The following is a 23,052-nucleotide window of genomic DNA, read 5'->3' as shown; positions in this document are numbered from 1 at the left end:
CTCGAAAAGGAGCGGTCGGGGAGCCGCCGTCCCCTGTGCGGCGGCTCCCCGACCGGGGGGGGGTGGTCAGGCCCTGGCATGGCCGTTCAGCGCGGCCAACGGCGTGTCCGCCAGTCCCAACTCCCCAGCTTTTTCAATCAGTTGCTTGATCTGGCCGGTGTTCTCGCCATCCGCCTTCATCAGCTTCATGAGCAGCGCGGACACCGTCAGGTTCTGTACGTCGGCGCTCGACACGGAGCCCAGGATCCGGCTCAGGTCGTCGGGGAAGCTCGCCGATCCGTCCAGCCACGGGCCGGCGAGGGCCTGGACGGTCCCGGAGTTCTGGACGAGCCCGTCGATGCCCTTGCCGAGCGCGATCGACGACATCAGCCGGTCGAAGAACACGGACTCCCCGCCGACGATGCTGATGTCGGCACTCTCCAGACCGGTCGCGAGCACCGTGGCCTGCGCCTCGGCGACCTGCCGCTGCACCTCGAGCCCGGCGAGCCGTACGTCCTTCTCCGCCTCCAGGCGCAGCCGGTACTCCTCGTGTCCGCGGGACGCCTCGTCCAGCGCGGCCATCGCCGCGGCCTTCTCGGTGAGACCGGCGGCCTCCGCCCTGAGCCTGCCGCTGATGCCTTCCGCGTCGGCGAGCGCCTTGGCCCGCGCGCCCTCGGCCTCGGCACGCATCCGGGCTTCGGACGCCTCGGCCTCGGCACGGCCGGCCTTCTCGATGACCTCGGCCTCCTTGTCGCGGACCTGCACGGCGGCCAGCCCCTCGGCGGCGGCCTCGGCCTGAATGCCCTCGGCCATCCGCAGCTTGGCCTGGGCATCGAGGTCGGCGGTCTTCAACCGGGCCTCGGCCAGGGTCAGCTGCTCGGCGGCACGGTGCGTGGCGGACACCTCGGCGGCCTCCGCGGCCTTGATGTCCTTGACCAGCTTCTCCTGCGCTTCCGCCTCGGCGGCGATGATGACGGCCTGCCGCTCCCGCTCGGCCTCCTCCACGGCCCGCAGCCTCTTGATCGACTCCTCCTGCTCGGCGACCGTACGGTCCACCGCGACCCGCTCCCGGACGACCTCGGCGATGTCGCGCTTCTGAGCCTCGACCTCCTTGTCGGCGGCGATCCGGGTCAGCTCGGTCTCCCGCTCACGGGCGATGACCTCGAGCATCCGGTCCTTCTCGATGCGCTCGCTCTCCACGGCGATGACCCGCTCACGGTTCTTGGCGGCGACGGCGACCTCACGGGCCTGGTTCTCGCGCTGCACGCCGAGCTGTTCCTCGGTGCGCAGGAAGGCGCTCTGCGCGCGCAGCCGCTCCTCCTCCATCACCCGTGCCGTCTCGGCCTCCTCGCGGGCCCGTACGGTCTCGATCTCCCGGCGCTGCTTGATCTCGGCGTCGGTCTGCCGGCGCTCCAGCTCGAGGATCGCCTCGCGCGCGTCGACGTTCTGCCGGGTGATCTCCTTCTCCTCGCCGCGCTGGGCCTCGTTGGTGCGGACGTGCTCTATTGCCGTGAGCTCGGTGATCTTGCGGATGCCCTGCGCGTCGAGCACGTTGCCCGGGTCCAGCTGGGCGAGCGGCGTCTGCTCCAGGTAGTCGATCGCCGCGTCCTCGAGGTGGTAGCCGTTCAGGTCGATACCGATGACCTCGATGATCCGGTACCGCAGTTCCTCGCGCTTGGTGTAGAGGTCGGTGAAGTCCAGCTGCTTGCCGACGGTCTTCAGCGCCTCGGAGAACTTCGCGTGGAACAGCTCCTGCAGCGTGTTCCGGTCACTGGCCCGCGCGGTGCCGACGGCCTGCGCGACCTTGATGACGTCCTCCACGGTCTTGTTGACCTTGACGAAGAAGGTGATGCGGATGTCCGCCCGGATGTTGTCCTGGCAGATCAGGCCTTCCTTCCCGGCCCGGGTGATCTCGATGGTCTTCACCGAGATGTCCATCACCTCGGCCTTGTGCAGCACCGGCAGCACGACCTGGCCGGTGAAGGTCACGTCGACCTTGCGGACCTTGGAGACGATGAGCGCCTTGCCCTGTTCCACCTTCCGGAACAGCTTGGACATGAGGAACAGCACGACGAGTACGACGAGAAGGCAGACGCCGACGAGCACGGCGATGCCCACGGTGGCAGCATCCATGGGATACGTCCTTCGGAGCTGGGTGACGGACGGAAGTGACAGGTCGGCGCCGGGCGCCGGGAGGTGGGGCGGCGGGAGGTGGGGCGGCGGGACCGCCCCGGTGCCGCCCGGCCCGGACGGCACGGTGGTGACGTGGTGACGGCGTGGTGGTGGCGTGTCGTTCGAAGTGACGGCTGTGTGGCGGTGGTGCGGCACTCGCGGTCCGCACGGGAGCCGCGCGCCGGCTCCGCCACGGGACACGCCGGGTGAACCGCCCCGGTTCCCGCCGAGCCCGCGGAGCCCGCGGAACTACCGGGACAGCTCGGGTTCGTCGGGCAGCAGGCGGTGCAGCGGACGCACGAAGAAGCGGGTGAGCCGCCAGGCCGCGAGCAGGGCTCCGGCCAGGGCCGGCAGGCGCAGCAGTCCGGCGCCGGGTCCCTCGGGAATGTGCGCGTCCAGCAGCACGGTCACGCCGGTGGCCAGCAGCCAGGCGAACAGGGTCAGCAGGGAGAGCGCGAGGGCGACCGGCACCCCGCCCATCCCCCAGGCGTCGAGATCCGCGTCCGAGTCGAAGGCCTGCGGTGTGGTGACGCCGACGGCCACCAGCAGCCAGAAGCCGGCTGCCACGACGAGGGCGGCGGTGAGCAGGAGCGTGGGCAGGCCCGTGGCGGCATCCGCGATCATGTACATCCCTGCCACCCCTTTCCCGGTCCCCGCGTCCCGCGTGCTGCGTCCCGCGTCCCTCTTGACGGCTCGCGCCGACGGCCGCACCGGCCTCGCCGGTTCCGGAGCCCCGCACCTGCCGGTGCCAGGCACCGGAACCGTCCGCGGTGCTCCCCGCGGACCATGATGCCCGGCCGACCGCCGCCCCCGCATTGCCGGATTCCGGCAATGTTCACTAGGGTCTGCATGCCGGGTGTCGATCAAACCGCGCGTCAGGACGGCGTCAAGGACGCATCAAGGACGCGTCAGGATTCGGGGGGCGATGTGGCGGAGCGGGAGATTCCCGAGGAGTATCTCGAAGGTTATGCCCAGATCCTGGGGGAGGTCGCGGCCACGGGCCGGCGCCTGTCCCGCGACGAGCTGGCCTCCCGCCGGGACCTGGGGGAACGGGCGGCGGAGGCGGGCTTCGGACTGCGCGCCCTGGTACGCATCCACCTGACCGCCGCGCGTGACGCCTGGCCTCGCGGCAGGGACGACTCGGCCGAGGAGGCGCTCGCCGCCGTCCAGCAGGCGGTGGACGCGTTCGCCGAGGGCTACGAACGGGCGCAGCGGCTGGCCGTCCGTCAGGAAGAGGCGGCCCGGCGGGAGTTCATCGACGACCTCCTCTACGGCCGCAGCGACCTCGGCCGGCTCGCCGAGCGCGCCGAACGCTTCGGCCTGCGGCTCTCCCACGAGCACGCGGTCGCCGTCGCCCGGGGCCCCGTCGCCTACGACGAGGGGGACGCCGTGCCGCGGCAGGTGGAGCAGGCCCTCATCTCCCGGTTCGGTGACCGCAGCATCCTGCTGACCACCAAGGACGGCCGACTGCTGTGCGTCGCACCGGGGCACCAGGGCGAGGTGCTCACGCACTTCGCCAAGCAGGCGCACGCCGCCACCGACGGCGGCCAGGTCGCCATCGGCCGCCCGCAGTCCGGACCCGGCGGGGTCGTCCAGTCGTACGAAGAGGCCCTGAGCACACTGGAGATAGCCGAACGGCTGGGACTCGACGAGCCGGTGCTGCGCGCCGCCGAGCTGCTCGTCTACCCCGTCCTCGCCCGCGACCGCCAGGCCATGTCCGACCTGGTCCACAACACCCTCGGCCCGCTCACCTCGGCCCGGGGCGGCGCCGAACCGCTCCTCGACACGCTCACCGCGTACTTCGACTCCGGCTGTGTGGCGGCGGAGGCGGCCCGCCGGCTCTCACTGAGCGTGCGCGCCCTGACGTACCGCCTGGAACGCATCCACAAGCTCACCGGCGCCAACCCGGCCGAGCCCGCCCACCGTTACATGCTCCAGACCGCGGTCATCGGCGCCCGCCTGCTGGCCTGGCCGGACGAACAGCTCTGATCCGGGGCCGGCGGACAGGCCGGCGCGATCCGGTCCGGCCGAACGGCGGGCGGGCGTCACCCACTCGGGCGCGGGTCACTCAGCCGCGGGTCACTCAGCCGCGGGCCAGGGTGACCTCCTGCTGCTGGACCGCGTGGAACACGGGCAGCAGCGTCAGGCCGTCCACCGAACGCAGCTCGGTGACGGTGGCCTCGACGTCGGCGACGCCGGCCCCCAGGGCGTCGGAGGGGACCCGTCCGGTGTTCTCCCACCTGTGGGTCTCGCCGTCGCACACCGCCGGGGTGCCGCCGACGCCGTAGCGCGTGTGGGCGGTGCCCTGGCGGACGGAGGAGCCGACGAAGACCGGCCCGGAGGCGTCCAGGCAGCGGTACGTGCCGGAGAGGGTGACCGTGCCGTCGTCGGCGATCCGTCCCTCGGAGTCCACCGTCACGGTCTCCTCGGCAGGAACCGGAGCGGCGGCCACCGCCGGGGGCGCGGCCACGGCGGCGGCGAGCAGCAGCGCCGCACAGGCCGCCGCGCGGACGAGGACGGGACGCGCGGACCCGGACACGGGTGCCGAAGTGGATACGGATACGGATACGGACATGGGAACCTCCCGGAACACAGGGAACGAGGGTTTGAGGCCCCCACCAGTACCGGGAGAGCGGGCCGGGAGGGGTGACCCTCACCCCTCCGGTGGCGAGTCGGCATCGGCCGTCGGGGAACCGTCCCGGGATTGTCCGGGGGCTGTCACGCTTCGCGGCCGGCCGTTCCGACGAGTCCGCGACGGGGGCATGGTCCTCGTAGACGACCCATTCGGATCGATCCACCTATGTGGAGGTGCGCCATGTGTGCCCACCGGACGTCTTGCCCCCGGCCTCATGTACAGGTCCCCCATGTGCAGGTCCCCCATGTGGTCGCCGCCCACCCCGAACAGGGCTGGAGCCTGCTGTGCGACGGCGCGATCGTCTTCGACGACACGGGTGAACTGCTGCCCGACGGCCGCGTGATCGCCCCGCACCGGGTCCCCGCGGACCACCTCACCGTCGCCGCCTGAGCGGACCGGCGCGGCGCGGCGGAACGCGCCGGTCCTCGGCCGGCAGGTTCCGGCCGGCGGCTCGTCCGCGTCGCGCGCCGAAGCCGGCGAGCGCGGCCTGCGGGGGCGGAGCCCCACGCAGGGTGGCACGCCTGCGACCCGGACGACGTCTTCGGAGCCACCTCCCCGATCCGCCCGGTGGACGCGGGCGCGGCACCCGGCGCATGGGACACCCCCGCGTTCCCTGATCGCCTCGCTCCCCGCCCGCCCCGCACCGGAACCTCCTTGTCCGGTACGGGAGATGACCAGGCGTGATGCCTATGCCCGGGGGGAGGGCGCCGATCGGCACGTCCTAAGATGATCAACGTGTCCGACCAGCCTGCCCCACGGTCTCTCATCGTCACGCTCTACGGCGCGTACGGCCGCTTCGTGCCGGGCCCCGTGCCCGTCGCCGAGCTGATCCGGCTGCTGGCCGCGGTCGGCGTCGAAGCTCCCGCCGTGCGTTCCTCGGTGTCCCGGCTCAAACGGCGCGGGCTGCTCCTGCCGGCTCGCACCGCCCAGGGTGCGGCCGGCTACGAACTCTCGCCGGACGCCCGCCGGTTGCTGGACGACAGCGACCGCCGCGTCCACGCCTCCGCGAGCCCCGGGGACGAGGGCTGGGTGCTCGCCGTGTTCTCCGTGCCGGAGTCCGAGCGGCAGAAGCGTCACCTCCTGCGCTCCCGCCTGTCCGGCCTCGGCTTCGGCACCGCCGCCCCGGGGGTGTGGATCGCGCCGGCCCGGCTGCACGAGGAGACCAGGCACACCCTGGAGCGGCTGGGGCTGGAGGGTTACGTCGACCTCTTCCGCGGCGAGCACCTCGGGTTCACGCCCACCGTCGAGGCGGTCGCCCGCTGGTGGGACCTGGCCGGGATCGCCGAGGAGCACGAGGCGTTCCTGGACCGTCACGCGCCCGTGCTGGACGCCTGGCGGCAACGCGAGGACACCCCGCCCGAGGAGGCGTACCGCGACTATCTTCTCGCCCTCGACTCCTGGCGCCACCTCCCCTACACCGACCCCGGGCTGCCTCCCGGGCTGCTCCCCGAGGGCTGGCCGGGAGCCCGCTCGGCGCGCGTCTTCCACGGCCTGCACGCACGTCTGCGGGACGCGGGAGCGGTCTTCGCGAGCCTGTGACACGTGACATGTGACGCGTGACGGGTAACGCGTGACGGGTGACGCGCGGCTCGCGAGGCTTCCCTCCGCCGGTGGCGTCACTCGTCCGCGACCACCGCCGTCATCGCCCATCCGTGACCATCGTCATGATTACGCGACAGGCGGGCCGGGCATGATCGGTGCGGCGGGTTCCGGGGGCTGTCCGGCGGGCGAGGGAAGCCGTGACGGCCGCACCCCCGGATGCATGACGTCCGTCACAGGTCGGCGACACCTCCTGGGGGTGGCGCCGTACCATCGAGTAACCGAAAGCAGGACCGCCTACCGCCTGCCTGCTCTCCACGATCGGATTCAGCGTGTACGAACCTTCGACCTCCGCCTCCTGGCGCGTCGCACTGCCGCACACCACCGCGGCCGTGCCCGTCGCCCGTGCGCTGGTCCGTACCGCGCTGGCCGAGCGGGAGCACGCCGCGGACCGCGACACCGCGGAGCTGCTCACCGCCGAGCTGGTGGCCAACGCCGTGGAGCACACCTCCGAGGGCCATCCGATCGAGCTGGTGGTGGAGCTGCTGCCCACCGGGTGCCGGGTCGAGGTGCACGACGCCGATCCGGAGCCACCCGGCGATCTGACCCGTCCGCCCCGCGGCGAGCCGGACCCCTGGCAGGAGCACGGGCGCGGGCTGCTGCTGATCCGCGCGCTGAGTTCGGCGTGCGGGCACCGCTCGACCTCGTCCGGCAAGGCCGTGTGGTTCCGGCTGCCGGCGGTGCCGCGCCAGCGCAGGCCCGACTGAGCGGACCGCGGCGGGCACCGTCCTCGCTCAGGCCAGGGTCGCCACCAGGACCGCCTTGATCGTGTGCATCCGGTTCTCCGCCTCGTCGAAGACGACCGAGTGGGCGGACTCGAACACCTCGTCGGTCACTTCCAGCGACTCCAGGCCGTGCTTCTCGTACACCTCGCGGCCGACCTGTGTCCCCAGGTCGTGGAAGGCCGGCAGGCAGTGCAGGAAGCGGACGTCCGGGTTGCCGGTGGCCCGCAGCACGTCCATGGTCACCGCGTACGGCGCGAGGGCGGTGATCCGCTCGTCCCAGACCTCCTGGGGCTCCCCCATCGAGACCCAGACGTCGGTGACGACGAAGTCCGCGCCCGCGACGCCCTCGGCGATCTCCTCGGTGAGCGTGATGCGGGCCCCACTGGACTCCGCGAGCGCGCGCGCCCGGTCGACGACCTCCTGGGCGGGCCAGTACGCCTTCGGGGCGACGATGCGCACATCCATGCCCAGCAGGGCCGCGGTGACGAGGTAGGAATTGCCCATGTTGAAGCGGGCGTCACCGAGGTAGGCGAAGGAGATCCCCGTGACCGGCTTTCCGCCGCCGTGCTCGGTCATGGTGAGTACGTCGGCGAGCATCTGGGTGGGGTGCCAGTCGTCGGTCAGACCGTTGTAGACGGGCACTCCCGCGTACGCGGCGAGGGTCTCGACGGTGTCCTGGGAGTCGCCCCGGAACTCGATCGCGTCGAACATCCGGCCGAGCACCCGCGCGGTGTCCTTCGCGGACTCCTTCTTCCCGATGTGCGAGCCGCTCGGGTCGATGTACGTCGTGGAGGCGCCCTGGTCGGCGGCGGCGACCTCGAAGGAGCAGCGGGTGCGCGTCGAGGGCTTCTCGAAGATCAGCGCGATGTTCCTGCCCTGGAGGTACCGGGTCTCGGTACCGGCCTTCTTGGCGGCCTTCAGCTCCGCGGCCAGGTCGAGCAGGCCGAGGAACTCCTGCGCGGTGAAGTCCGCCTCCTTGAGGAAGTGGCGGCCTGCGAGGGCGGTCGGGACTGTCGCCATGGGGAGCTCCAGAGCTGCGGGTACGAGAATGAATGTAACTGTATACAAGCATCAGAATTTATATGCAAGCGAGTGGTGGCGGTACCGGGACGGGTGCCTGCGCCCGGCACGATCCGCACGAGAGGCCTATACCGCGTCCCGCTCGACCGGGCAGCTCATGCAGCGCGGTCCGCCCCTGCCCCGGCCCAGCTCGCTGCCGGGGATCTCGATCACCTCGATGCCCTGTCTGCGCAGATGCGTGTTGGTGGTGGCGTTCCGCTCGTAGGCGACGACGACGCCCGGCTCGACGGCCAGAACGTTGCAGCCGTCGTCCCACTGCTCGCGCTCGGCGGCGTGGACGTCCTGGGTCGCGGTCAGCACCCGGATCTCGCTGAGCCCCAGCGCGGCGGCGATCGCGCGGTGCATGTGCTCCGGCGGATGGTCGGTGACCTTCAGTTCCTTGTCCCCCGAGCCGGGTTCGATGGTGTACGAACGGAGCATGCCGAGGCCCGCGTACTGGGTGAAGGTGTCGCCGTCGACCATCGTCATCACCGTGTCCAGGTGCATCACGGCGCGCCGCTTCGGCATGTCGAGGGCCACGATGGTCTCGGCGGACCCGGCGGCGAACAGCTTGTGCGCGAGCATCTCCACGGCCTGCGGGGTGGTCCGCTCGCTCATGCCGATCAGCACCGCGCCGTTGCCGATGACCAGCACGTCCCCGCCCTCGATGGTGGACGGGTAGTCGGCCTGCCCCTCGGACCAGAGGTGGAAGCCCTCGTCGCGGAAGAGCGGATGGTGCCGGTAGATCGCCTCGAAGTGCACGGTCTCGCGCTGCCGGGCGGGCCACCGCATGGCGTTGATGGAGACGCCGTCGTAGATCCAGGCGGAGGTGTCGCGGGTGAAGAGGTGGTTGGGCAGCGGGCGGAGCAGGAAGCCGTCGAGTTCCATGGCGTGGAAGCGCACGGACGTCGGTTCCGGGTGGGCGTCCAGGAACTCCCGCTTGGTCATCCCGCCGACCAGCGCTTCGGTCAGTTCGGCCGACGGCAGCGGCTCGAAGGCCGCGCGCAGGTGGTCGGTGGCCAGCGGGCCGTACTCCTTCTCGTCGAAGACCCGGTCCAGGACGAGCGAGCGGGCCGCCGGGACGTCCAGCGTGGCGGCGAGCAGGTCACCGAAGAGGTGGACGGTGACCCCCCGGTCGCGCAGGACGTCGGCGAATCCGTCGTGCTCGGCGCGCGCCCGGCGCACCCAGAGCACGTCGTCGAACAGCAGGGCGTCCTTGTTGCTGGGGGTGAGCCTTTTGAGCTCGAGATCGGGCCGGTGCAGGATGACACGGCGCAGCCTTCCGGCCTCGGAGTCGACGTGGTAGGTCATGACTCCATCCTGACCACCCGGCGGGCTGTTCACCCCTCCGCGGCCGGGGCGGACCTCGGCCGCGGTCCGGACGGCCCGGGCGGTCCGGGCGGTCCCGGCGCGGAGATCCGCCCGGACCGACCGGGTCGCCGTAGGTGTCCGTCCCGTCCCGTTCCCTACAGCCGCGGGTCGACGGGCTCCGACTCCAGGGCCAGGACGCCGAAGACCGCCTCGTGCACCCGCCACAGCGGCTCGCCGTCGGCGAGGCGGTCCAGGGCCTCCAGGCCGAGGGCGTACTCGCGGATCGCCAGGGACCGCTTGTGGCCGAGTGAGCGGCCGCGCAGCCGGGCCAGGTTGTCGGGGCGCGTGTACTCGGGACCGTAGATGATCCGCAGGTACTCGCGGCCCCGGCACTTGATGCCGGGCTGCACCAGGCGGCCCTTCGGGTCGCGGACCAGGGCCCCGACCGGCTTGACGACCATGCCCTCGCCGCCGCGTCCGGTCATCTCCAGCCACCAGTCGACGCCCGCCCGCACCGACTCGGGGTCGGCGGGGTCGACGTACAGACGCCGGGTGGTCTGCAGCAGGCCCGTGGCGTCGTGCTCGATCATGCGGTCCAGCAGGGCGAGCTGTTCGTCGTGCGGCAGCCCGGCGAGGCTGCGGCCCTGGGCCGCGAGGATCTGGAACGGGGCCAGGCGTACGCCGTCCAGCTGTTCGGTGGTCCAGCAGTAGCGGCGGTACGCCCGCGTGAACGCTTCGGCCGCGCCGGCCCGTTCACGCTGGCGCTCCAGCAGGTCCGCCACCTCGGCGCCCCGGGCGGCGGCGCTCTCCAGGGCCGCGAGCGCGCCCGGGAACACGGCGCCGGAGGCGGCGCCCACGGCGGCGTACTGCGAGCGCAGCAGCCCGGACGCCTTCAGCGACCACGGCATCAACTCGGCGTCCAGCAGCAGCCATTCGGTTCCGAGGGTGTCCCACAGCCCAGCGTCGCTGATCGCCGTGCGCAGCCGGCCGAGGATCTCCTCGGTGACTTCGGTGTCGTCGAAGAACGGGCGGCCGGTGCGGGTGTAGAGCGATCCGGCCGGGCCGTCCTCGACGCCGAAGTGCTTCGCGGCCGCGTCCGCGTCCCGGCAGACCAGGGCGACCGCGCGCGAGCCCATGTGCTTCTCCTCGCACACCACGCGCTCGACCCCGTCCTCCTTGTACTGGGCGAACGCCTCGGCCGGGTGCTCCAGGTAGCCGTCCAGGTGCGAGGTGGCCGTGGGGGCCATGGTCGGCGGGAGGTACGGCAGCAGGCGCGGGTCGATCGCGAAGCGGCTCATGACCTCCAGCGCGGCGGCCGCGTTCTCCTCACGTACGGCCACCCGGCCGGCGTGCCGGGTCTCCACGGCCCGGCGGCCGTGCACGTCGGCGAGGTCCAGCGGCCGGCCGTCGTGCCCGCCGGGGGCCTCGGTGCGCAGCGGGCGGGCCGGCTCGTACCAGACCCGCTCGGCCGGTACGTCGACCAGTTCCCGCTCCGGCCAGCGCAGCGCGGTGAGCTTGCCGCCGAAGACGGCACCGGTGTCCAGGCAGATGGTGTTGTTGAGCCAGGTGGCTTCCGGGACCGGGGTGTGGCCGTAGACGACGGCGGCACGGCCCCGGTAGTCCTCCGCCCACGGGTAGCGCACCGGCAGGCCGAACTCGTCGGTCTCGCCGGTGGTGTCGCCGTACAGCGCGTGCGAGCGGACCCGGCCGGAGGTGCGGCCGTGGTACCTCTCCGGCAGACCGGCGTGGCAGACGACCAGCCTGCCGCCGTCGAGGACGTAATGGCTGACCAGGCCGTCGATGAACTCCCTCACCTCGGCGCGGAACTCCTCGCTCTCCCGGTCCATCTGCTCGATGGTCTCGGCGAGCCCGTGGGTGTGCTGGACCTGGCGGCCCCTGAGGTACCGGCCGAACTTGTTCTCGTGGTTGCCGGGGACGCACAGCGCGTTGCCCGACCTCACCATCGACATCACCCGGCGCAGCACGCCCGGACTGTCCGGGCCGCGGTCGACGAGGTCACCGACGAAGACCGCGGTGCGGCCCTCGGGGTGCACCCCACCGGCGTAGCCCAACGCACCGAGCAGCGACTCCAGTTCGGCGGCACAGCCGTGGACGTCGCCGATGATGTCGAAGGGGCCGGTGAGGTGGGTGAGGTCGTTGTACCGCTTCTCGGTGACGACGGTGGCGCCCTCGATCTCCTCGACCCCGCGCAGGACGTGCACCTTGCGGAATCCCTCGCGCTCCAGGTGCCGCAGGGAGCGGCGGAGTTCGCGGATGTGCCGCTGGACGACCCGGCGGGGCATGTCCGCGCGATCCGCACGGGCCGCGTTGCGCTCGGCGCACACCTCCTCGGGCACGTCGAGCACGACGGCTGTCGGCAGCACATCGTACTGCCTGGCCAGTTCGATCAGTTGACGCCGGGCGTCCTGCTGGACGCTGGTGGCGTCGACGACGGTGCGGCGGCCCGCGGCCAGCCGCTTGCCCACGATGTAGTGCAGGACGTCGAAGGCGTCCTTGGAGGCGCTCTGGTCGTTCTCGTCGTCGGCGACCAGGCCGCGGCAGAAGTCGGAGGAGATGACCTCGGTGGGTTTGAAGTGACGGCGGGCGAAGGTGGACTTGCCCGAGCCGGAGGCGCCGATCAGCACCACGAGGGAGAGATCGGTGACGGGCAGGGCCCGGCCGCGGCTCCCGGTGGGCCGGTCTGCGGACTGAGCTTCGGACTGGGCTCCGGTGGTGGTCTCGTCGCTCATGCCGCCTTCGCCTCCTTCTTTTCTCCGGTCACGAACACGGCCATCTGGGTGGGCGGCCCGACCTCGGGGTCGTCCGGCCCCACGGGTACGAACTCCACCTCGTACCCGTGCCGTTCGGCGACCTCGGCCGCCCAGGCTCGGAACTCCGCGCGGGTCCACTCGAAGCGGTGGTCGCCGTGCCGGACATGTCCGGCCGGCAGGCTCTCCCAGCGCACGTTGTACTCGACGTTCGGGGTGGTCACGAGGACCGTGCGAGGACGGGCCGCGCCGAACACGGCGTACTCCAGGGCGGGCAGCCTCGGCAGGTCGAGGTGTTCGATCACCTCGCTGAGCACGGCCGCGTCGTACCCCTTGAGCCGCTTGTCGGTGTACGACAGCGAGCCCTGGAGGAGCTTCACCCGCGCCGCCTGCCGCTCCCCCATGCGGTCCAGCTTGAGCCGCCGGGAGGCGATGGTCAGCGCGCGCATCGACACGTCGACGCCGACGATCTCCGTGAAGGCCGGGTTGCGCAGCAGCTCCTGAACCAACTGACCCTGCCCGCAGCCGAGATCGAGCACACGGGCGGCACCGGAGGCACCGAGTGCGGTGATGATCGCGTCCCGGCGCTGCACGGCGAGCGGGGTCGGCCTCTCCTCGGACTCCGCGTCCGCCCCGACGGCGTTGTCGATCTCCTCGACGTCGCTGTCGTCCGCCTCGGCCAGCCGGACCAGCTCGAGCCGTTCCAGCGCCTGCCGGGTCAGCGACCAGCGGCGGGTGAGATAACGGCTGGTGATCAGCTTCTGCTCCGGGTGGGCGGACAGCCAGCCCTCGCCGGCCCGCAGCAGCTTGTCCACCTCGTCGGAGGAGACCCAGTAGTGCTTGGCGTCGTCGAGGACGGGGAGCAGCACGTAGAGGTGCCGCAGGGCCTCGGCGAGAGTGAGGGTGTCCGCCTCCAGAACGAGACGCACGTACCGCGAGTCGCCCCACTCCGGGAACTCGGTGTCCAGAGGCACCGGGTCGGCCGTGACCGTCCAGCCGAGCGGCTCGAAGAGCCGCCCCACCAGGGCGGGGCCGCCGCGCGCGGGCAGCGCGGGTATCTCGATGCGCAGCGGCAGCGGCTGCCCGGGGAGTTCCGGGCGGGCCTTGCACACGCCGCGCATCGCACTGGAGAAGACACCGCTGAGCGCCACGGCGAGCAGCGAGGACGCCGCGTACGGGCGGTCGTTGACGTACTGGGCGAGGGCGGCATCGGGGGCGCCGCCGCGGCCCTTGCCCTTGCCGCGCCGGACCAGCGCCACCGCGTCCACCTCCAGCAGCAGCGCCGCCGTACAGCGCTCGGCGTCCGCCTCGGGGTAGAGGACGTGCGCGGTGCCGTAGGACAGCTGGGCCGAGAAGGGGCTTTCAGGATGCTTATGGAGGAGGAAGCCCAGGTCGGTAGCGGGGTTCATCTGGTCGCCGGTGGTCGAGATCGTCAGGAACACGTGACCGAGTATGAGCGGATCGGGGCCACGCCGGTACTTGATTACCTCGTAACGACAGCGGACCCCCACCAGGCCGGCGGGAGCCCGGCCACACGGGAAGCCCCGTCCGTTACCGCTCCACCGGCCGCCACTCCACCGCGGGCCGGCCGGGCAGCCACCCGTGGATGACCCAAGCTCCCGAGCCGAGAGCCCTCTCGCCGGCGGCCTACAGCTGTTTGTACGCTACAGCCTGTTGATCCTCCAAGAGGCACGGGCCGTGAACGACAGGCTGTCGACCGCCCTTGCCACCGCCATGGCTCAGTTGATCACTGAACCGCCCTGGGGAGGACACACCATCCCGAATCCGTGAGCACTTCGACCACTACTGTCCCGGTGTCGCTCATTTGAGCGCTCGCGTGACACATGTCCGCCGGCTGCTCACGATTTCCGGCAAGGCGCCTGTCTCCGGCCCCGCAGCGTCGTGATCGTGATCGTCCCCGTCGCACGAATCCAAGACGTTCTGACCAACTTGATCGCGCTGTCAGCAGTCCTGGTCTGCGGCTCTGCGGTGAGCGCAGTATCAGCCCGACGGCCGCAGCCGACCGGATGACCGTCGGCCAGACCCGGCGAGGCTCCTCCCGACCTCCATCCCGGGAAGCCGGGAGAGCACCGCCCGTGCCCTCAGCGTGCCCGATCCAGCAGGAACGGACGGGGAGCAACGAGGAACGACGGAACATCGGGTGACGGTCAGCTGGGCTACGACAGCGCCCCGCTGCAGATCGGATCATGAACTCGCCCATGGGCGCATCGGCTTCCCAAGCTGAGAGTACGACCACCGAACGTGGTGCGTGTACGTCTGACGCGCCTACCTCACAAGGCCCCATCAGACCTCACGACATACCCGGGTTAGGCTCACGACCTTGGCATGGATCTGCCATCCATCAAGGGGGTTGTGGGAATGTCCGCTCTTGTTTCCGTACCACGCAAGGTGACGGGCGTGGCGTTCGTGACCGTCATGCTCGTGGGGGGATCGGTTGCCTGCGGAGGAGATGCCAGGAGCGAGGCCGCGGTTGCAGACCCGCCCGAGGTGGCGCCCACGACGGCCGTGGCGAAGGCGGCAGCGAACTCCGAAGACATCACATCGCTCCGCTATCGGGTCACCGGGACCGCGCCGGGGAAAGGCCGGCTGCAGGCCGAGGCATCCATGAACACGGAACCGCTGAGCCTGAGTATGAAGATGTCCGCGGCTGACCAAGCCGGGGACGGCCGGCTGGAGATCCGGTTCGTCGATGAGGTGATGTACGTCGGCGGGAGTGCGGTCGACGCCGGGAAGCTGGAGGGCAAGAGCTGGTTCCGAGGAGACCCGGCCGCATGGGGAGGCAGCACGGTGGACAACAACACCTACGGCGTACTGCCCCGTCAGATCGAGGGAAGCCCGGTCGTGCAGTCCACACTCCTGACCGGGGCCAAGGACCTGAGGGTGATCGGGACGGAGACGGTCGACGGCACCAGGACCGCACACTACAAAGGCACGGTCTCCTTCGACGGCCTGCTCGCCGCCCGTGAAGCCGCCCCGGACGAGGAGACTCGGGAGCGTCGGATCGAGAGCCTCGATCAGTTCATGGGGCTGGGCATCTCCGACCCACTCACCATGGACCTGTGGATCGACGGCGACGACCATGCCAAGCAGTTCCGCATGCGGGCCCAGTCCGACACCACGCGGGGCGACACCACCGGCGGGCCGCTCGACCTGACCATCACCTTCCTCGACATCAATCAGCCTGTGACCGTCAAAGCCCCGCCGGCCGAGGACACCGCTCCACTCGCGGACGACGCGCAGGAAGACTGAGCGTCGCCTGGGCAGATCGGGTGTCTCGTCCTGAGTCCAGGATCCTCGCTCCCGGGCGGTGCGAGGGTTGGCCGAGTACCGCCGGGCCCGTTGCGGGGTCACGACTTCAGAGGCAGCTCGGTCGGCATCACGGCGTACAGCGGCGAGTCCGGGAAGGGCCGGCGGTCACCGACCTTCCGGAAACCCCAGGACTCGCACATCGCCTGCACCCTGGGGTGCTCGGTGTCGACGAGCAGGACCACGAGGTCCTCGTGCCGGTTCTCCAGGAGCGCCCGCGTCACCAGCTCCGCCGTTCCCGCCTTCCGCCGTGTCGTCAGCTCGGTCGGCCCCTGGAAGGCCGGCTGGCCCGGGCGGGGCTCGTCCAGGTGCGCCTTGCCCAAGGCCTCATGAGCGTGTCCCAGGGACCGCAGGGATGCCTGACGGTCACCGAGGCCGGAGGGGCCGATGGCTGTATGGGCGTGGACGGCGAGGCTCCCGTCCGCAGGCCTGCCGAGAGCGCGTGCAGGCCTGCGGGGCCCGCCTGGCCATGTGGGCCGTGCGGGCGCGCCTGCCCGCACGGTCGGAGAGGCTAGCCGAGCTGGGACTGGACCTGGGAGGAGATCAGTTCCAGGTGGTCGAGGTCGGACAGGTCGAGGATCTGGAGGTAGATGCGCCGGGCGCCGATCTCGGCGTAGCGGCCGATCTTGTCGACGACCTCGGCGGGGGTGCCCGCCAGTCCGTTGGCCCGCAGCTCGTCGGGCTCGCGGCCGATCGCTGCGGCGCGGCGGGCGATCTCCTGTTCGTCCTTGCCGACGCAGGCGACCAGCGCGTTGGAGTACACGAGAGAGCCCGGGTCGCGGCCGGCCTCCTGGGCGGCGGCGCGCACCCGGCCGAACTGGCGCACACTGTCCTCAATGGAGGCAAAAGGCATATTGAACTCATCCCCGAATCGCGCTGCGAGCCGGGGCGTGCGGACGGCGCCGTGGCCGCCGATGAGCACCGGGACCTTGGTCTGGGCCGGCTTGGGGAGCGCCGGGGACCGTGTGAGGTCGTAGTACGCGCCGTGGAAGTCGTAGGTCTGGCCGGTCTCCGTGGCCCACAGGCCGGTGACGATCTCCAGCTGCTCCTCCAGGCGGGCGAGCTTCTCCTTCGGGAAGGGGATGCCGTACGCCTTGTGCTCGTCCTCGAACCAGCCTGCGCCCAGGCCGAGTTCGACCCGGCCCCCGGACATCTGGTCCACCTGGGCGACCTGGATGGCGAGGACGCCGGGGAGGCGAAAGGTGCCCGCGGTCATCAGGGTGCCGAGCCGGATGCGCCGGGTCTCGCGGGCGAGACCGGCGAGGGTGATCCAGGCGTCGGTGGGGCCGGGCAGGCCGTCCCCGGAGCCCATTTTGAGGTAGTGGTCGGAGCGGAAGAAGGCGTCGAAGGCGAGGTCCTCGGTGGCCTTGGCGACGGTGAGCAAGGTGTCGTAGGTGGCCCCCTGCTGGGGCTCGGTGAAGATACGGAGATCCATTCCTCCATCCTGCCTGCTCGGGCCCGGCAGGGCCCGGCCGGTCCGTCGTGGCCGTGTCGCGCCCGCGCCGTGCCTGCGTCGCGCCTAGCCCGCCTCGCGTTCCGCGAGGGTCCGGTCGCGGTCCGCCAGTTTGCGGAGCATCTCCAGGACGCGGTCGCGGGACTCGTCCGCCGCGTCGATGGCCTCCACGCACTGCCAGTACGAGGTCTCGTCGTCCGCCGAGGAGGCCATGCCGACCAGCGCGATACCGACCTCACCGAGGAGTCCGCCCAGGTGCAGCAGGACCTGCCGGGCGTCGCCCAGGTCGGTGAGCAGGGCCGCGCGCAGTTCGCCCGCCCCGAGCCGCGGGGTGTCCAGCACACCGCAGCCACGGCCCGCCAGTTCGGTCAGCCCCAAGGCCTCACCGCGCAGTTCGGGCGGGCCGGTGACCGCGAGGCGACTGCCTATCGCCTGCGCGAGTGCCTGCGCCTGCCATACCTCGGCCGAGAGTTCCGGCACGCCGCCGGCGGTGGTGAGGGCCCGCCTGCTCGTCTCTATGAGCCGCACAGCGTCCATGCGCCGCCCCTGTCTGTCCGACGCGCTGCCCACGCGTCCACCCAACTTCCTTGTTCACTACCCAGAGTGAGACCGTTTGAGACAGAACACCTGCTGGAAGGTGGAAATCTGGGGACAACGATTCGAAAACGGTCGACATATCGACTGCGGAGAGTGATAGCGGAGAGACCCCCTCCGCAGAGTGCCCGCAGAGTGACGGCTCGCGGAGGGGCAGCCCGCGGAGGGCCCGTTCAGATGGGGAAGCGGTGTTCGTTGCGGTCGATCTTGGCGTTCAGCGCGGCCAGGGGGTCGATGCCGAGCACCTCGCACAACTGGAGGAGGTACGCGAGCACATCGGCCACCTCGTCGCCGACGCGGTGCGCGGTGTCGGGGTCCGCCATGACACGGGCCGACTCCTCCGGCGTCAGCCACTGGAAGATCTCGACCAGTTCGGACGCCTCCACGCTGAGTGCGGCGACCAGGTTCTTCGGGGTGTGGTACGGCTGCCAGTTCCGCGCCGCGGCGAACTCGGCGAGCCTGCGCTGGAGTCCGGCCACGTCCAGCGGGGCGGGCGGGCCGACGGGTGTGGTGGGAGCGGCAGGTGCGGCAGATGCGGCAGGGTCACCGGGGCGCGTCGGTTCGGGCGTGTCGGTCACGGTCCAGGTGTACCACCGTGACGCCGTCCACTCCCGCCACCCAGGAGGCGTCGCTCACCGAGCCGACCAGCCGGATGTGTCCGCGTTCGCACATCCGCGCCGCCAGCCGCAGCATGTCCGCGCGCTGGTGCGGGTCCATGCCCCGGTCGAGTCCGTCGGCGAGCACGGTGAGGGTCTGCAGTGCGGCCGGGACCTCGCCGGGTGCGTCGACCTCCAGTACGCCGGGTCCGGTGAGCAGCACCAAAGCGAGTGCGACGTACCGCAGTTCGCCGTCGCCGAGCCGTCCGAGTTCGGTACGGATTCCGTCACCCCGGTCGAGCAGGGCCCGGACCAGTCCACCGCCGTACGGCTCGGCGAGCAGGCCGGCGACCGGCCCGGCGCATCCGGCGCGCACGGCGGACACCAGGAGCCCGTACCGGATCGCGCACTCGGTGTGGGTGCGCCACAGCACGTCGGCGAGGTTGCCGCAGCCGCCGAGCAGTCGCCCGGTGCCGGTCGGCACGGGGTCACGCATGCGGTCGGGCCGGGGGTCGCAGGCGAAGACCGAGCGCAGGGCCACCACCATCTGCTCGGCGGCGGCCAGCACTCTGCGCTCGCCGGGCGTCCGGCCGGCGACGCGCAGCGGCAGCAGCGCGGTGCCCAGCCGGTCGTCGGGCAGCGGGGCGCGGGTGACCGGGGCGGACCCGGCGGTGTGCCAGGCGGCCTGCACGGTGTGGCGCCGGGGATCGCGCAGCGCGGTCTCCAGCAGGACCATGCCGTTCGCCGTCAGCCGCTCTCCCACGATCCGCAGCCCGGGCTGCGCCTGGACGGCGACCTCGAGCCGGACCGGGCCCTCGGGGCCGTCGGCGGTGCAGCCGATGCGGAAGCCCCGGCGGTCCTGTGCGTCGGCGCGGGCCCGTTCCGGCACGCACGCGTCCGGTTCGGGGAACGCCTCGCCGAGTTCGGCCCCGCCCCCGAGCCGGGCCAGCGCCTCGTAGGCCCGCAGGGCGCTGGTCTTGCCGCTGCCGCTGGCCCCGGCCAGCAGGGTGAGGGGCCCGAGCGGGAGCCCGGTGTTGCGGTGCCCGGCGAAGGCGGACAGCAGCAGTTCGGTGAGGTGCGGCCGGTCCGGGCGCCCCTGGGTGCCGCCCTCCCCGTAGGAGGCCCCGGCGGACGGGACGACGGAGGGCGGGGAGAGGAGCGGGAAGGGGGACGGGGATGACGTGGACGGTGGTGACGGGTGAGGCAGGGTCATGTGCGGGACGTTAGGGCTACGGCGCGGGGCGAACCGTTCCGCTTGTGCGGACTTCCCACGATCGGGCGAAGCGGGCGCCCGCCCGTTCACTCCCGGGAGCCGGGAGCCTGCCCGGGGGACCTGCCCGGCGGGCAGGCCCTAACCGTCCCCGGGAATCCCGACGCCCTGTATCAGGCCCGCCACTTCGGTGCCGGCCGGGGTCAGCAGGAAGACGTTGCGGTCGACGCGGTGCATGCCGTTGCCCAGGCCGAAGACGACGCCGGTGCTGAAGTCCAGGATCCGTTTGGCGACGTCGCCCTCCGCGCTGGTGAGGTCGAGCAGGACCGGTATCCCGGCCATCAGCGTCTCCGCGACGTCGCGGGCGTCCGCGAACACGTTCACCCTCAGGACCACGAAGCGGCGTCGCGCCTCGGTCTCGGCCTCGGGCCTGGGCCGGTGGCCCACCGAGGACGGCCAGGCGTCGCGGCCCCGCAGCGGCACGACCTGGGCGAGCCCTTCCCACTGCTCGTCGGTGACATCGTGGCTGTTCACCGGCATGCTCCGTCCTGGGTCGCGCTGACTGTCTGCATCGGGCAATTCTTACGCATGGCCACCCGTTCGGCCCAATGCGACACACGCCACCACCCCGGGCCGCCCGGCGTGAGCCCTCGTGCCCCGGGGTCGGATCCGCCAACTCCTACACTGCTGTAGATACCGACTGTCGACACCGACCGGGGCCCGGCATGCCGCAAGACGTGAAGTCGCCCGCCCCGCACCCGGACGGGTGCGGTCCGGCCTCTTGCGGGAACATGGCCCCCGTCGGAATCGTTGGACCGCTGACAGACACCACCAGCACATATTACGAGGAGTCACGCACGTGTCCGCCAGATCGACGGACCCCCCGGGACACAGTTCCCGACCATCCCGTCACACACCTGTGGAAACCGGCACCCGGCGGGGTGGTGTTCGATGAGTGCCGTGGAGGCCTTGCTGGGCCTGCTCGCCGTGTTCGTGCTCACCGCAGGCACCGGCTATTTCGTCGCCCAGGAGTTCGCCTACGTCTCCGTGGACCGGCTCGCCCTCGCCCGTGAGGCCGAGGCCGGGGACCGCAGGGCCGCCCGTGCCCTGAAGGTGCTGGAGCGGCTGTCCTTCATGCTGTCGGGCGCCCAGCTCGGCATCACCGTCACCGGTCTGGTCGTCGGCTTCATCGCCGAGCCGTCGGTGTCCGCGCTGCTCCGTCCGGCACTGTCCGGCCTCGGACTGCCGGACGCGGCCGTGAGCGGCGTCTCCGTCGTGCTCGCCTTCGTGCTCGCCACGGTCGTCCAGATGGTGATCGGCGAACTGGCCCCGAAGAACCTCGCCATCGCCGTGCCCGAGCGGCTGGCGAAGGCGCTGGCCGGCTCGACCCTGGCGTATCTGAAGGTCGTCGGACCGCTGGTGCGGATCTTCGACAACGCCGCCTCCCGGCTGCTGCGCCGCATCGGCATCGAGCCGGTCGAGGAACTGCACCACGGGGCCACGCTGGAGGAACTCGGCCATCTGATCGGCGAGTCCCACGAGAACGGGGCACTGCCCGGGGACACCGCCACCCTGCTGGACCACGCGCTGGAGTTCTCCGAGCGGACCCTGCACACGGTGATGGTGCCGCGCGCGGACGCCGTCTTCGTCCGCGGGGAGGCGAGCGCCGACGAGGCGGTCGGCCTGATCGCGGCGCACGGCCACTCCAACTATCCCGTGCTCGGGGATCACCCCGACGACGTCGCGGGGGTGCTGGGTGTGCGCGAGCTGATGGCGGTTCCCGCCGGCCGGCTGGCCGGCGCCACCGCCGGCGCGATGGCCAGGCGGCCCCTGCTGCTGCCGGACACGCTTCCGCTGCCGGACGCGGTCGCGCGGATGCGCGAACAGGACGACGAGTTCGCGGTCGTCCTCGACGAGCACGGCGGCGTGGCCGGCATCGTCACCTACGAGGACATCGCAGAGGAGCTGGTCGGTGACATCGCCGACGAGTCCGACAAGGTCTCCGAACTGGCGGTCTCCGACGGCGACGGCTGGCTCGTGGACGCGGGCCGCCGGCTGGACGAGGTCGCCGAGGCGACCGGTGTACGGCTGCCCGAGGAGGACGACTACGAGACCGTGGCCGGGCTGATCGTGGACCGGCTGGGCCGTTTCCCCACCGTGGGTGACCGGGTCACCGTCGAGCTGCCCGAGGACGGCCACGCGGTGATCGACGTACGCACCCTGGACCGGCATGTCGCCGAGCGGGTGCGCCTCACCCGGATCGTGTCCCTGGCGGAGGAAGCCGGGAAGACGGAGGAGCCCGCATGAGTTTCCCGATGGCTCTCTTCGTGACCGTGCTGCTGCTGATCGGCAGCGGGTTCTTCGTGGCGGCCGAGTTCGCGCTGGTCGCCGCCAAACGGCACCGTATGGAGAAGGCGGCGTCCGAGGGGCGGCGCGGCGCCGGTGCCGCTCTGGCGGGTATGCGCGAGCTGTCGCTGATGCTCGCCGGTGCCCAGCTCGGCATCACGGTGTGCACGCTGGGTCTGGGCTCGGTGTCCAAGCCCGCGATCTCGCACGAGCTGGACCCGCTGCTGCACAGCCTGGGTCTGCCGAGCGCGGTCAGCTACGGTGTGGCGTTCGCCGTCGCGATGACCGTGGTGGTGTTCCTGCACATGGTGGTCGGCGAGATGGCTCCCAAGTCGTGGGCGATCGCCCACCCGGAGCGTTCCGCGATGCTGCTCGCCCCGTCGTTCCGGGCGGTGGTGAAGGTCGTGCGGCCGCTGATCCACGTGCTGAACGTGGTGAGCAACGCACTGGTACGGCTGTGCCGGGTGAGCCCGCGCGACGAGCTGGCCTCGGTCCACGACCGTGAGCAGCTCACCCACCTGGTGGTGGAGTCGGAGCGGCTCGGTCTGATCAGCAAGACCGACTCGCAGTTGCTCACCCGTTCGCTGACCGAGCCCGACACCCCGGTCTCCGCCCTGCGGATCCCGGCCGACGAGATCGACTCCGTCGAGGGTGACGCGGACGTCGACGAGGTGCTGCGGGTGGCCACCGCGTACGACCGGACCCGGCTGCTCGTCCGTGACGGCTCCACCGTCCTCGGCGCGCTCCACGCGCGTGACGCGCTGGTCGCCCGCGCCCGGGGCCGTGCCACGAGCGCCCGCGAGCTGGCCCGCCCGGTGCCCGAGCTGACGGACACCACGACGGTCGCCGACGCGATCGACGTGCTGCGCCGCCGCCGGGGCACGCTCGCGGTCGTCCGGGACGACACGGGCCGGCTGACCGGCCTGGTCACCCTGGACGACCTGCTGGCCCGGCTGATGCTGCCGGCCGGGGGCTGACCGCTCTCCGGCCGCTCGCACCACAGAACGCCGGCCGGTCCGCTACCTGCGGACCGGCCGGCGTTCGTCATGTCACGTCATGTCAGTGAACGTGGACCCGTGCTCCGCGTCGGCGCGGGCCCTTGGGCCGGTCCGGCGGACCAGGTCGGAGGCAGCCGACGGCATCCGTCCGGCTGGGGTGAGCAGGGGCCGGTGCGTTCAGCCGCGAGGCGGAGAAGGGCGCCGCCGCGATGGGCCCCCTCCCGTGCAGGGGACCCCTCCCGTGCGGGGGAGACCCCTTCCGCACATGGGGATCCCCCGC

The 23,052-nt window shown here is 71.7% G+C and carries 20 protein-coding genes; 7 read left to right on the top strand and 13 right to left on the bottom strand.

Translation table 11 applies throughout. The annotated features are described in order from the left end of the window. Nucleotides 1-66 precede the first annotated feature (66 nt). Together V4Y04_RS29245 and V4Y04_RS29240 are read right to left on the bottom strand one after the other, a co-directional pair. Nucleotides 67-2,112, bottom strand: a complete 2,046-nt coding sequence (locus V4Y04_RS29245) for a flotillin family protein (RefSeq protein ID WP_332431364.1) — start codon at nt 2,110-2,112, stop codon at nt 67-69. Nucleotides 2,113-2,400: 288 nt separating this feature from the next. Then, on the bottom strand, nt 2,401-2,781 hold the full coding sequence (locus V4Y04_RS29240; RefSeq protein ID WP_332431363.1) for a hypothetical protein: 381 nt from the start codon (nt 2,779-2,781) through the stop codon (nt 2,401-2,403). Between the two features lie 297 nt (nt 2,782-3,078). On the opposite strand from V4Y04_RS29240, the gene V4Y04_RS29235 reads away from it, so the two are divergent. Then, nucleotides 3,079-4,140: a PucR family transcriptional regulator gene (locus V4Y04_RS29235; protein ID WP_332431361.1), complete on the top strand. Its 1,062-nt coding sequence runs from the start codon at nt 3,079-3,081 to the stop codon at nt 4,138-4,140. A gap of 94 nt (nt 4,141-4,234) precedes the next feature. On the opposite strand, the gene V4Y04_RS29230 is transcribed toward V4Y04_RS29235, so the two are convergent. Next, entirely contained in the window at nt 4,235-4,726 is a 492-nt protein-coding gene (locus V4Y04_RS29230) for a DUF6299 family protein (protein ID WP_332431360.1), read from the bottom strand. A gap of 240 nt (nt 4,727-4,966) precedes the next feature. Between V4Y04_RS29230 and V4Y04_RS29225 the strand changes: the two genes are divergently transcribed. The 3 genes from V4Y04_RS29225 (at nt 4,967) to V4Y04_RS29215 (ending at nt 7,092) form a co-directional block, all read left to right on the top strand. Continuing rightward, on the top strand, nt 4,967-5,176 hold the full coding sequence (locus tag V4Y04_RS29225) for a DUF5999 family protein (RefSeq protein ID WP_332431359.1): 210 nt from the start codon (nt 4,967-4,969) through the stop codon (nt 5,174-5,176). Between the two features lie 336 nt (nt 5,177-5,512). Continuing rightward, a complete protein-coding gene (locus V4Y04_RS29220; protein WP_332431358.1) occupies nt 5,513-6,325 on the top strand; it encodes a PaaX family transcriptional regulator in 813 nt (270 codons plus the stop codon). A gap of 332 nt (nt 6,326-6,657) precedes the next feature. Next, nucleotides 6,658-7,092, top strand: a complete 435-nt coding sequence (locus V4Y04_RS29215) for an ATP-binding protein (RefSeq protein WP_332431357.1) — start codon at nt 6,658-6,660, stop codon at nt 7,090-7,092. 27 nt (nt 7,093-7,119) lie between these two features. Here V4Y04_RS29215 and argF read toward each other — a convergent pair whose 3' ends face one another. The 4 genes from argF to V4Y04_RS29195 form a co-directional block, all read right to left on the bottom strand. After that, the gene (gene argF, locus V4Y04_RS29210) at nt 7,120-8,130 is read right to left on the bottom strand and encodes an ornithine carbamoyltransferase (protein WP_332431356.1); all 1,011 of its coding nucleotides are present in this window, start codon (nt 8,128-8,130) and stop codon (nt 7,120-7,122) included. A 126-nt stretch (nt 8,131-8,256) separates the two neighbouring features. Next, a complete protein-coding gene (locus V4Y04_RS29205; protein WP_332431355.1) occupies nt 8,257-9,480 on the bottom strand; it encodes an arginine deiminase in 1,224 nt (407 codons plus the stop codon). Nucleotides 9,481-9,635: 155 nt separating this feature from the next. Continuing rightward, nucleotides 9,636-12,230: a polynucleotide kinase-phosphatase gene (locus V4Y04_RS29200; protein WP_332431354.1), complete on the bottom strand. Its 2,595-nt coding sequence runs from the start codon at nt 12,228-12,230 to the stop codon at nt 9,636-9,638. After that, the gene (locus V4Y04_RS29195) at nt 12,227-13,690 is read right to left on the bottom strand and encodes a 3' terminal RNA ribose 2'-O-methyltransferase Hen1 (protein WP_332431353.1); all 1,464 of its coding nucleotides are present in this window, start codon (nt 13,688-13,690) and stop codon (nt 12,227-12,229) included. Before V4Y04_RS29195 ends, V4Y04_RS29200 begins: the two co-directional genes overlap by 4 nt. Before the next feature lie 1,216 nt (nt 13,691-14,906). Between V4Y04_RS29195 and V4Y04_RS29190 the strand changes: the two genes are divergently transcribed. Beyond that, nucleotides 14,907-15,518 (top strand): hypothetical protein, encoded by a 612-nt coding sequence (locus tag V4Y04_RS29190; protein ID WP_332431352.1) that lies wholly within the window; start codon nt 14,907-14,909, stop codon nt 15,516-15,518. Between the two features lie 98 nt (nt 15,519-15,616). Here V4Y04_RS29190 and V4Y04_RS29185 read toward each other — a convergent pair whose 3' ends face one another. The 6 genes from V4Y04_RS29185 to V4Y04_RS29160 form a co-directional block, all read right to left on the bottom strand. Further along, nucleotides 15,617-15,898, bottom strand: a complete 282-nt coding sequence (locus V4Y04_RS29185; RefSeq protein WP_443080105.1) for a hypothetical protein — start codon at nt 15,896-15,898, stop codon at nt 15,617-15,619. A gap of 188 nt (nt 15,899-16,086) precedes the next feature. After that, on the bottom strand, nt 16,087-17,010 hold the full coding sequence (locus tag V4Y04_RS29180; RefSeq protein WP_332431351.1) for an LLM class F420-dependent oxidoreductase: 924 nt from the start codon (nt 17,008-17,010) through the stop codon (nt 16,087-16,089). Nucleotides 17,011-17,094: 84 nt separating this feature from the next. Further along, the gene (locus V4Y04_RS29175) at nt 17,095-17,565 is read right to left on the bottom strand and encodes a DUF6099 family protein (protein WP_332431350.1); all 471 of its coding nucleotides are present in this window, start codon (nt 17,563-17,565) and stop codon (nt 17,095-17,097) included. Nucleotides 17,566-17,795: 230 nt separating this feature from the next. Next, a complete protein-coding gene (locus V4Y04_RS29170; RefSeq protein ID WP_332433033.1) occupies nt 17,796-18,107 on the bottom strand; it encodes a nucleotide pyrophosphohydrolase in 312 nt (103 codons plus the stop codon). Between the two features lie 58 nt (nt 18,108-18,165). Continuing rightward, a complete protein-coding gene (locus tag V4Y04_RS29165; RefSeq protein WP_332431349.1) occupies nt 18,166-19,431 on the bottom strand; it encodes an ATP-binding protein in 1,266 nt (421 codons plus the stop codon). Between the two features lie 138 nt (nt 19,432-19,569). After that, nucleotides 19,570-19,968 carry a cell division protein SepF gene (locus V4Y04_RS29160; protein WP_332431348.1) on the bottom strand — a complete coding sequence of 133 codons (399 nt, stop codon included), beginning with the start codon at nt 19,966-19,968 and terminating at the stop codon, nt 19,570-19,572. A 411-nt stretch (nt 19,969-20,379) separates the two neighbouring features. Between V4Y04_RS29160 and V4Y04_RS29155 the strand changes: the two genes are divergently transcribed. Next, a complete protein-coding gene (locus tag V4Y04_RS29155) occupies nt 20,380-21,735 on the top strand; it encodes a hemolysin family protein (protein WP_332431347.1) in 1,356 nt (451 codons plus the stop codon). Beyond that, nucleotides 21,732-22,751: a hemolysin family protein gene (locus V4Y04_RS29150; protein WP_332431346.1), complete on the top strand. Its 1,020-nt coding sequence runs from the start codon at nt 21,732-21,734 to the stop codon at nt 22,749-22,751. Before V4Y04_RS29155 ends, V4Y04_RS29150 begins: the two co-directional genes overlap by 4 nt. The last annotated feature ends 301 nt before the right edge of the window (nt 22,752-23,052 follow it).

It is taken from the genome of Streptomyces sp. P9-A2 (assembly GCF_036634175.1).
Taxonomy (GTDB): Bacteria; Actinomycetota; Actinomycetes; order Streptomycetales; family Streptomycetaceae; genus Streptomyces; species Streptomyces pratens.
This window is presented reverse-complemented; position numbering and strand designations above follow the sequence as displayed.

Bases quoted from the DNA above. Each gene is read 5' to 3' on its own strand.
- V4Y04_RS29245 (WP_332431364.1), bottom strand. From the start codon at position 2,112: ATGGATGCTGCCACCGTGGGCATCGCCGTGCTCGTCGGCGTCTGCCTT.
- V4Y04_RS29240 (WP_332431363.1), bottom strand. From the start codon at position 2,781: ATGTACATGATCGCGGATGCCGCCACGGGCCTGCCCACGCTCCTGCTC.
- V4Y04_RS29230 (WP_332431360.1), bottom strand. From the start codon at position 4,726: ATGTCCGTATCCGTATCCGTATCCACTTCGGCACCCGTGTCCGGGTCC.
- V4Y04_RS29225 (WP_332431359.1), top strand. From the start codon at position 4,967: ATGTGTGCCCACCGGACGTCTTGCCCCCGGCCTCATGTACAGGTCCCC.
- V4Y04_RS29220 (WP_332431358.1), top strand. From the start codon at position 5,513: ATGATCAACGTGTCCGACCAGCCTGCCCCACGGTCTCTCATCGTCACG.
- argF (WP_332431356.1), bottom strand. From the start codon at position 8,130: ATGGCGACAGTCCCGACCGCCCTCGCAGGCCGCCACTTCCTCAAGGAG.
- V4Y04_RS29205 (WP_332431355.1), bottom strand. From the start codon at position 9,480: ATGACCTACCACGTCGACTCCGAGGCCGGAAGGCTGCGCCGTGTCATC.
- V4Y04_RS29200 (WP_332431354.1), bottom strand. From the start codon at position 12,230: ATGAGCGACGAGACCACCACCGGAGCCCAGTCCGAAGCTCAGTCCGCA.
- V4Y04_RS29190 (WP_332431352.1), top strand. From the start codon at position 14,907: ATGTCCGCGGCTGACCAAGCCGGGGACGGCCGGCTGGAGATCCGGTTC.
- V4Y04_RS29180 (WP_332431351.1), bottom strand. From the start codon at position 17,010: ATGGATCTCCGTATCTTCACCGAGCCCCAGCAGGGGGCCACCTACGAC.
- V4Y04_RS29175 (WP_332431350.1), bottom strand. From the start codon at position 17,565: ATGGACGCTGTGCGGCTCATAGAGACGAGCAGGCGGGCCCTCACCACC.
- V4Y04_RS29165 (WP_332431349.1), bottom strand. From the start codon at position 19,431: ATGACCCTGCCTCACCCGTCACCACCGTCCACGTCATCCCCGTCCCCC.
- V4Y04_RS29160 (WP_332431348.1), bottom strand. From the start codon at position 19,968: ATGCCGGTGAACAGCCACGATGTCACCGACGAGCAGTGGGAAGGGCTC.
- V4Y04_RS29155 (WP_332431347.1), top strand. From the start codon at position 20,380: ATGAGTGCCGTGGAGGCCTTGCTGGGCCTGCTCGCCGTGTTCGTGCTC.
- V4Y04_RS29150 (WP_332431346.1), top strand. From the start codon at position 21,732: ATGAGTTTCCCGATGGCTCTCTTCGTGACCGTGCTGCTGCTGATCGGC.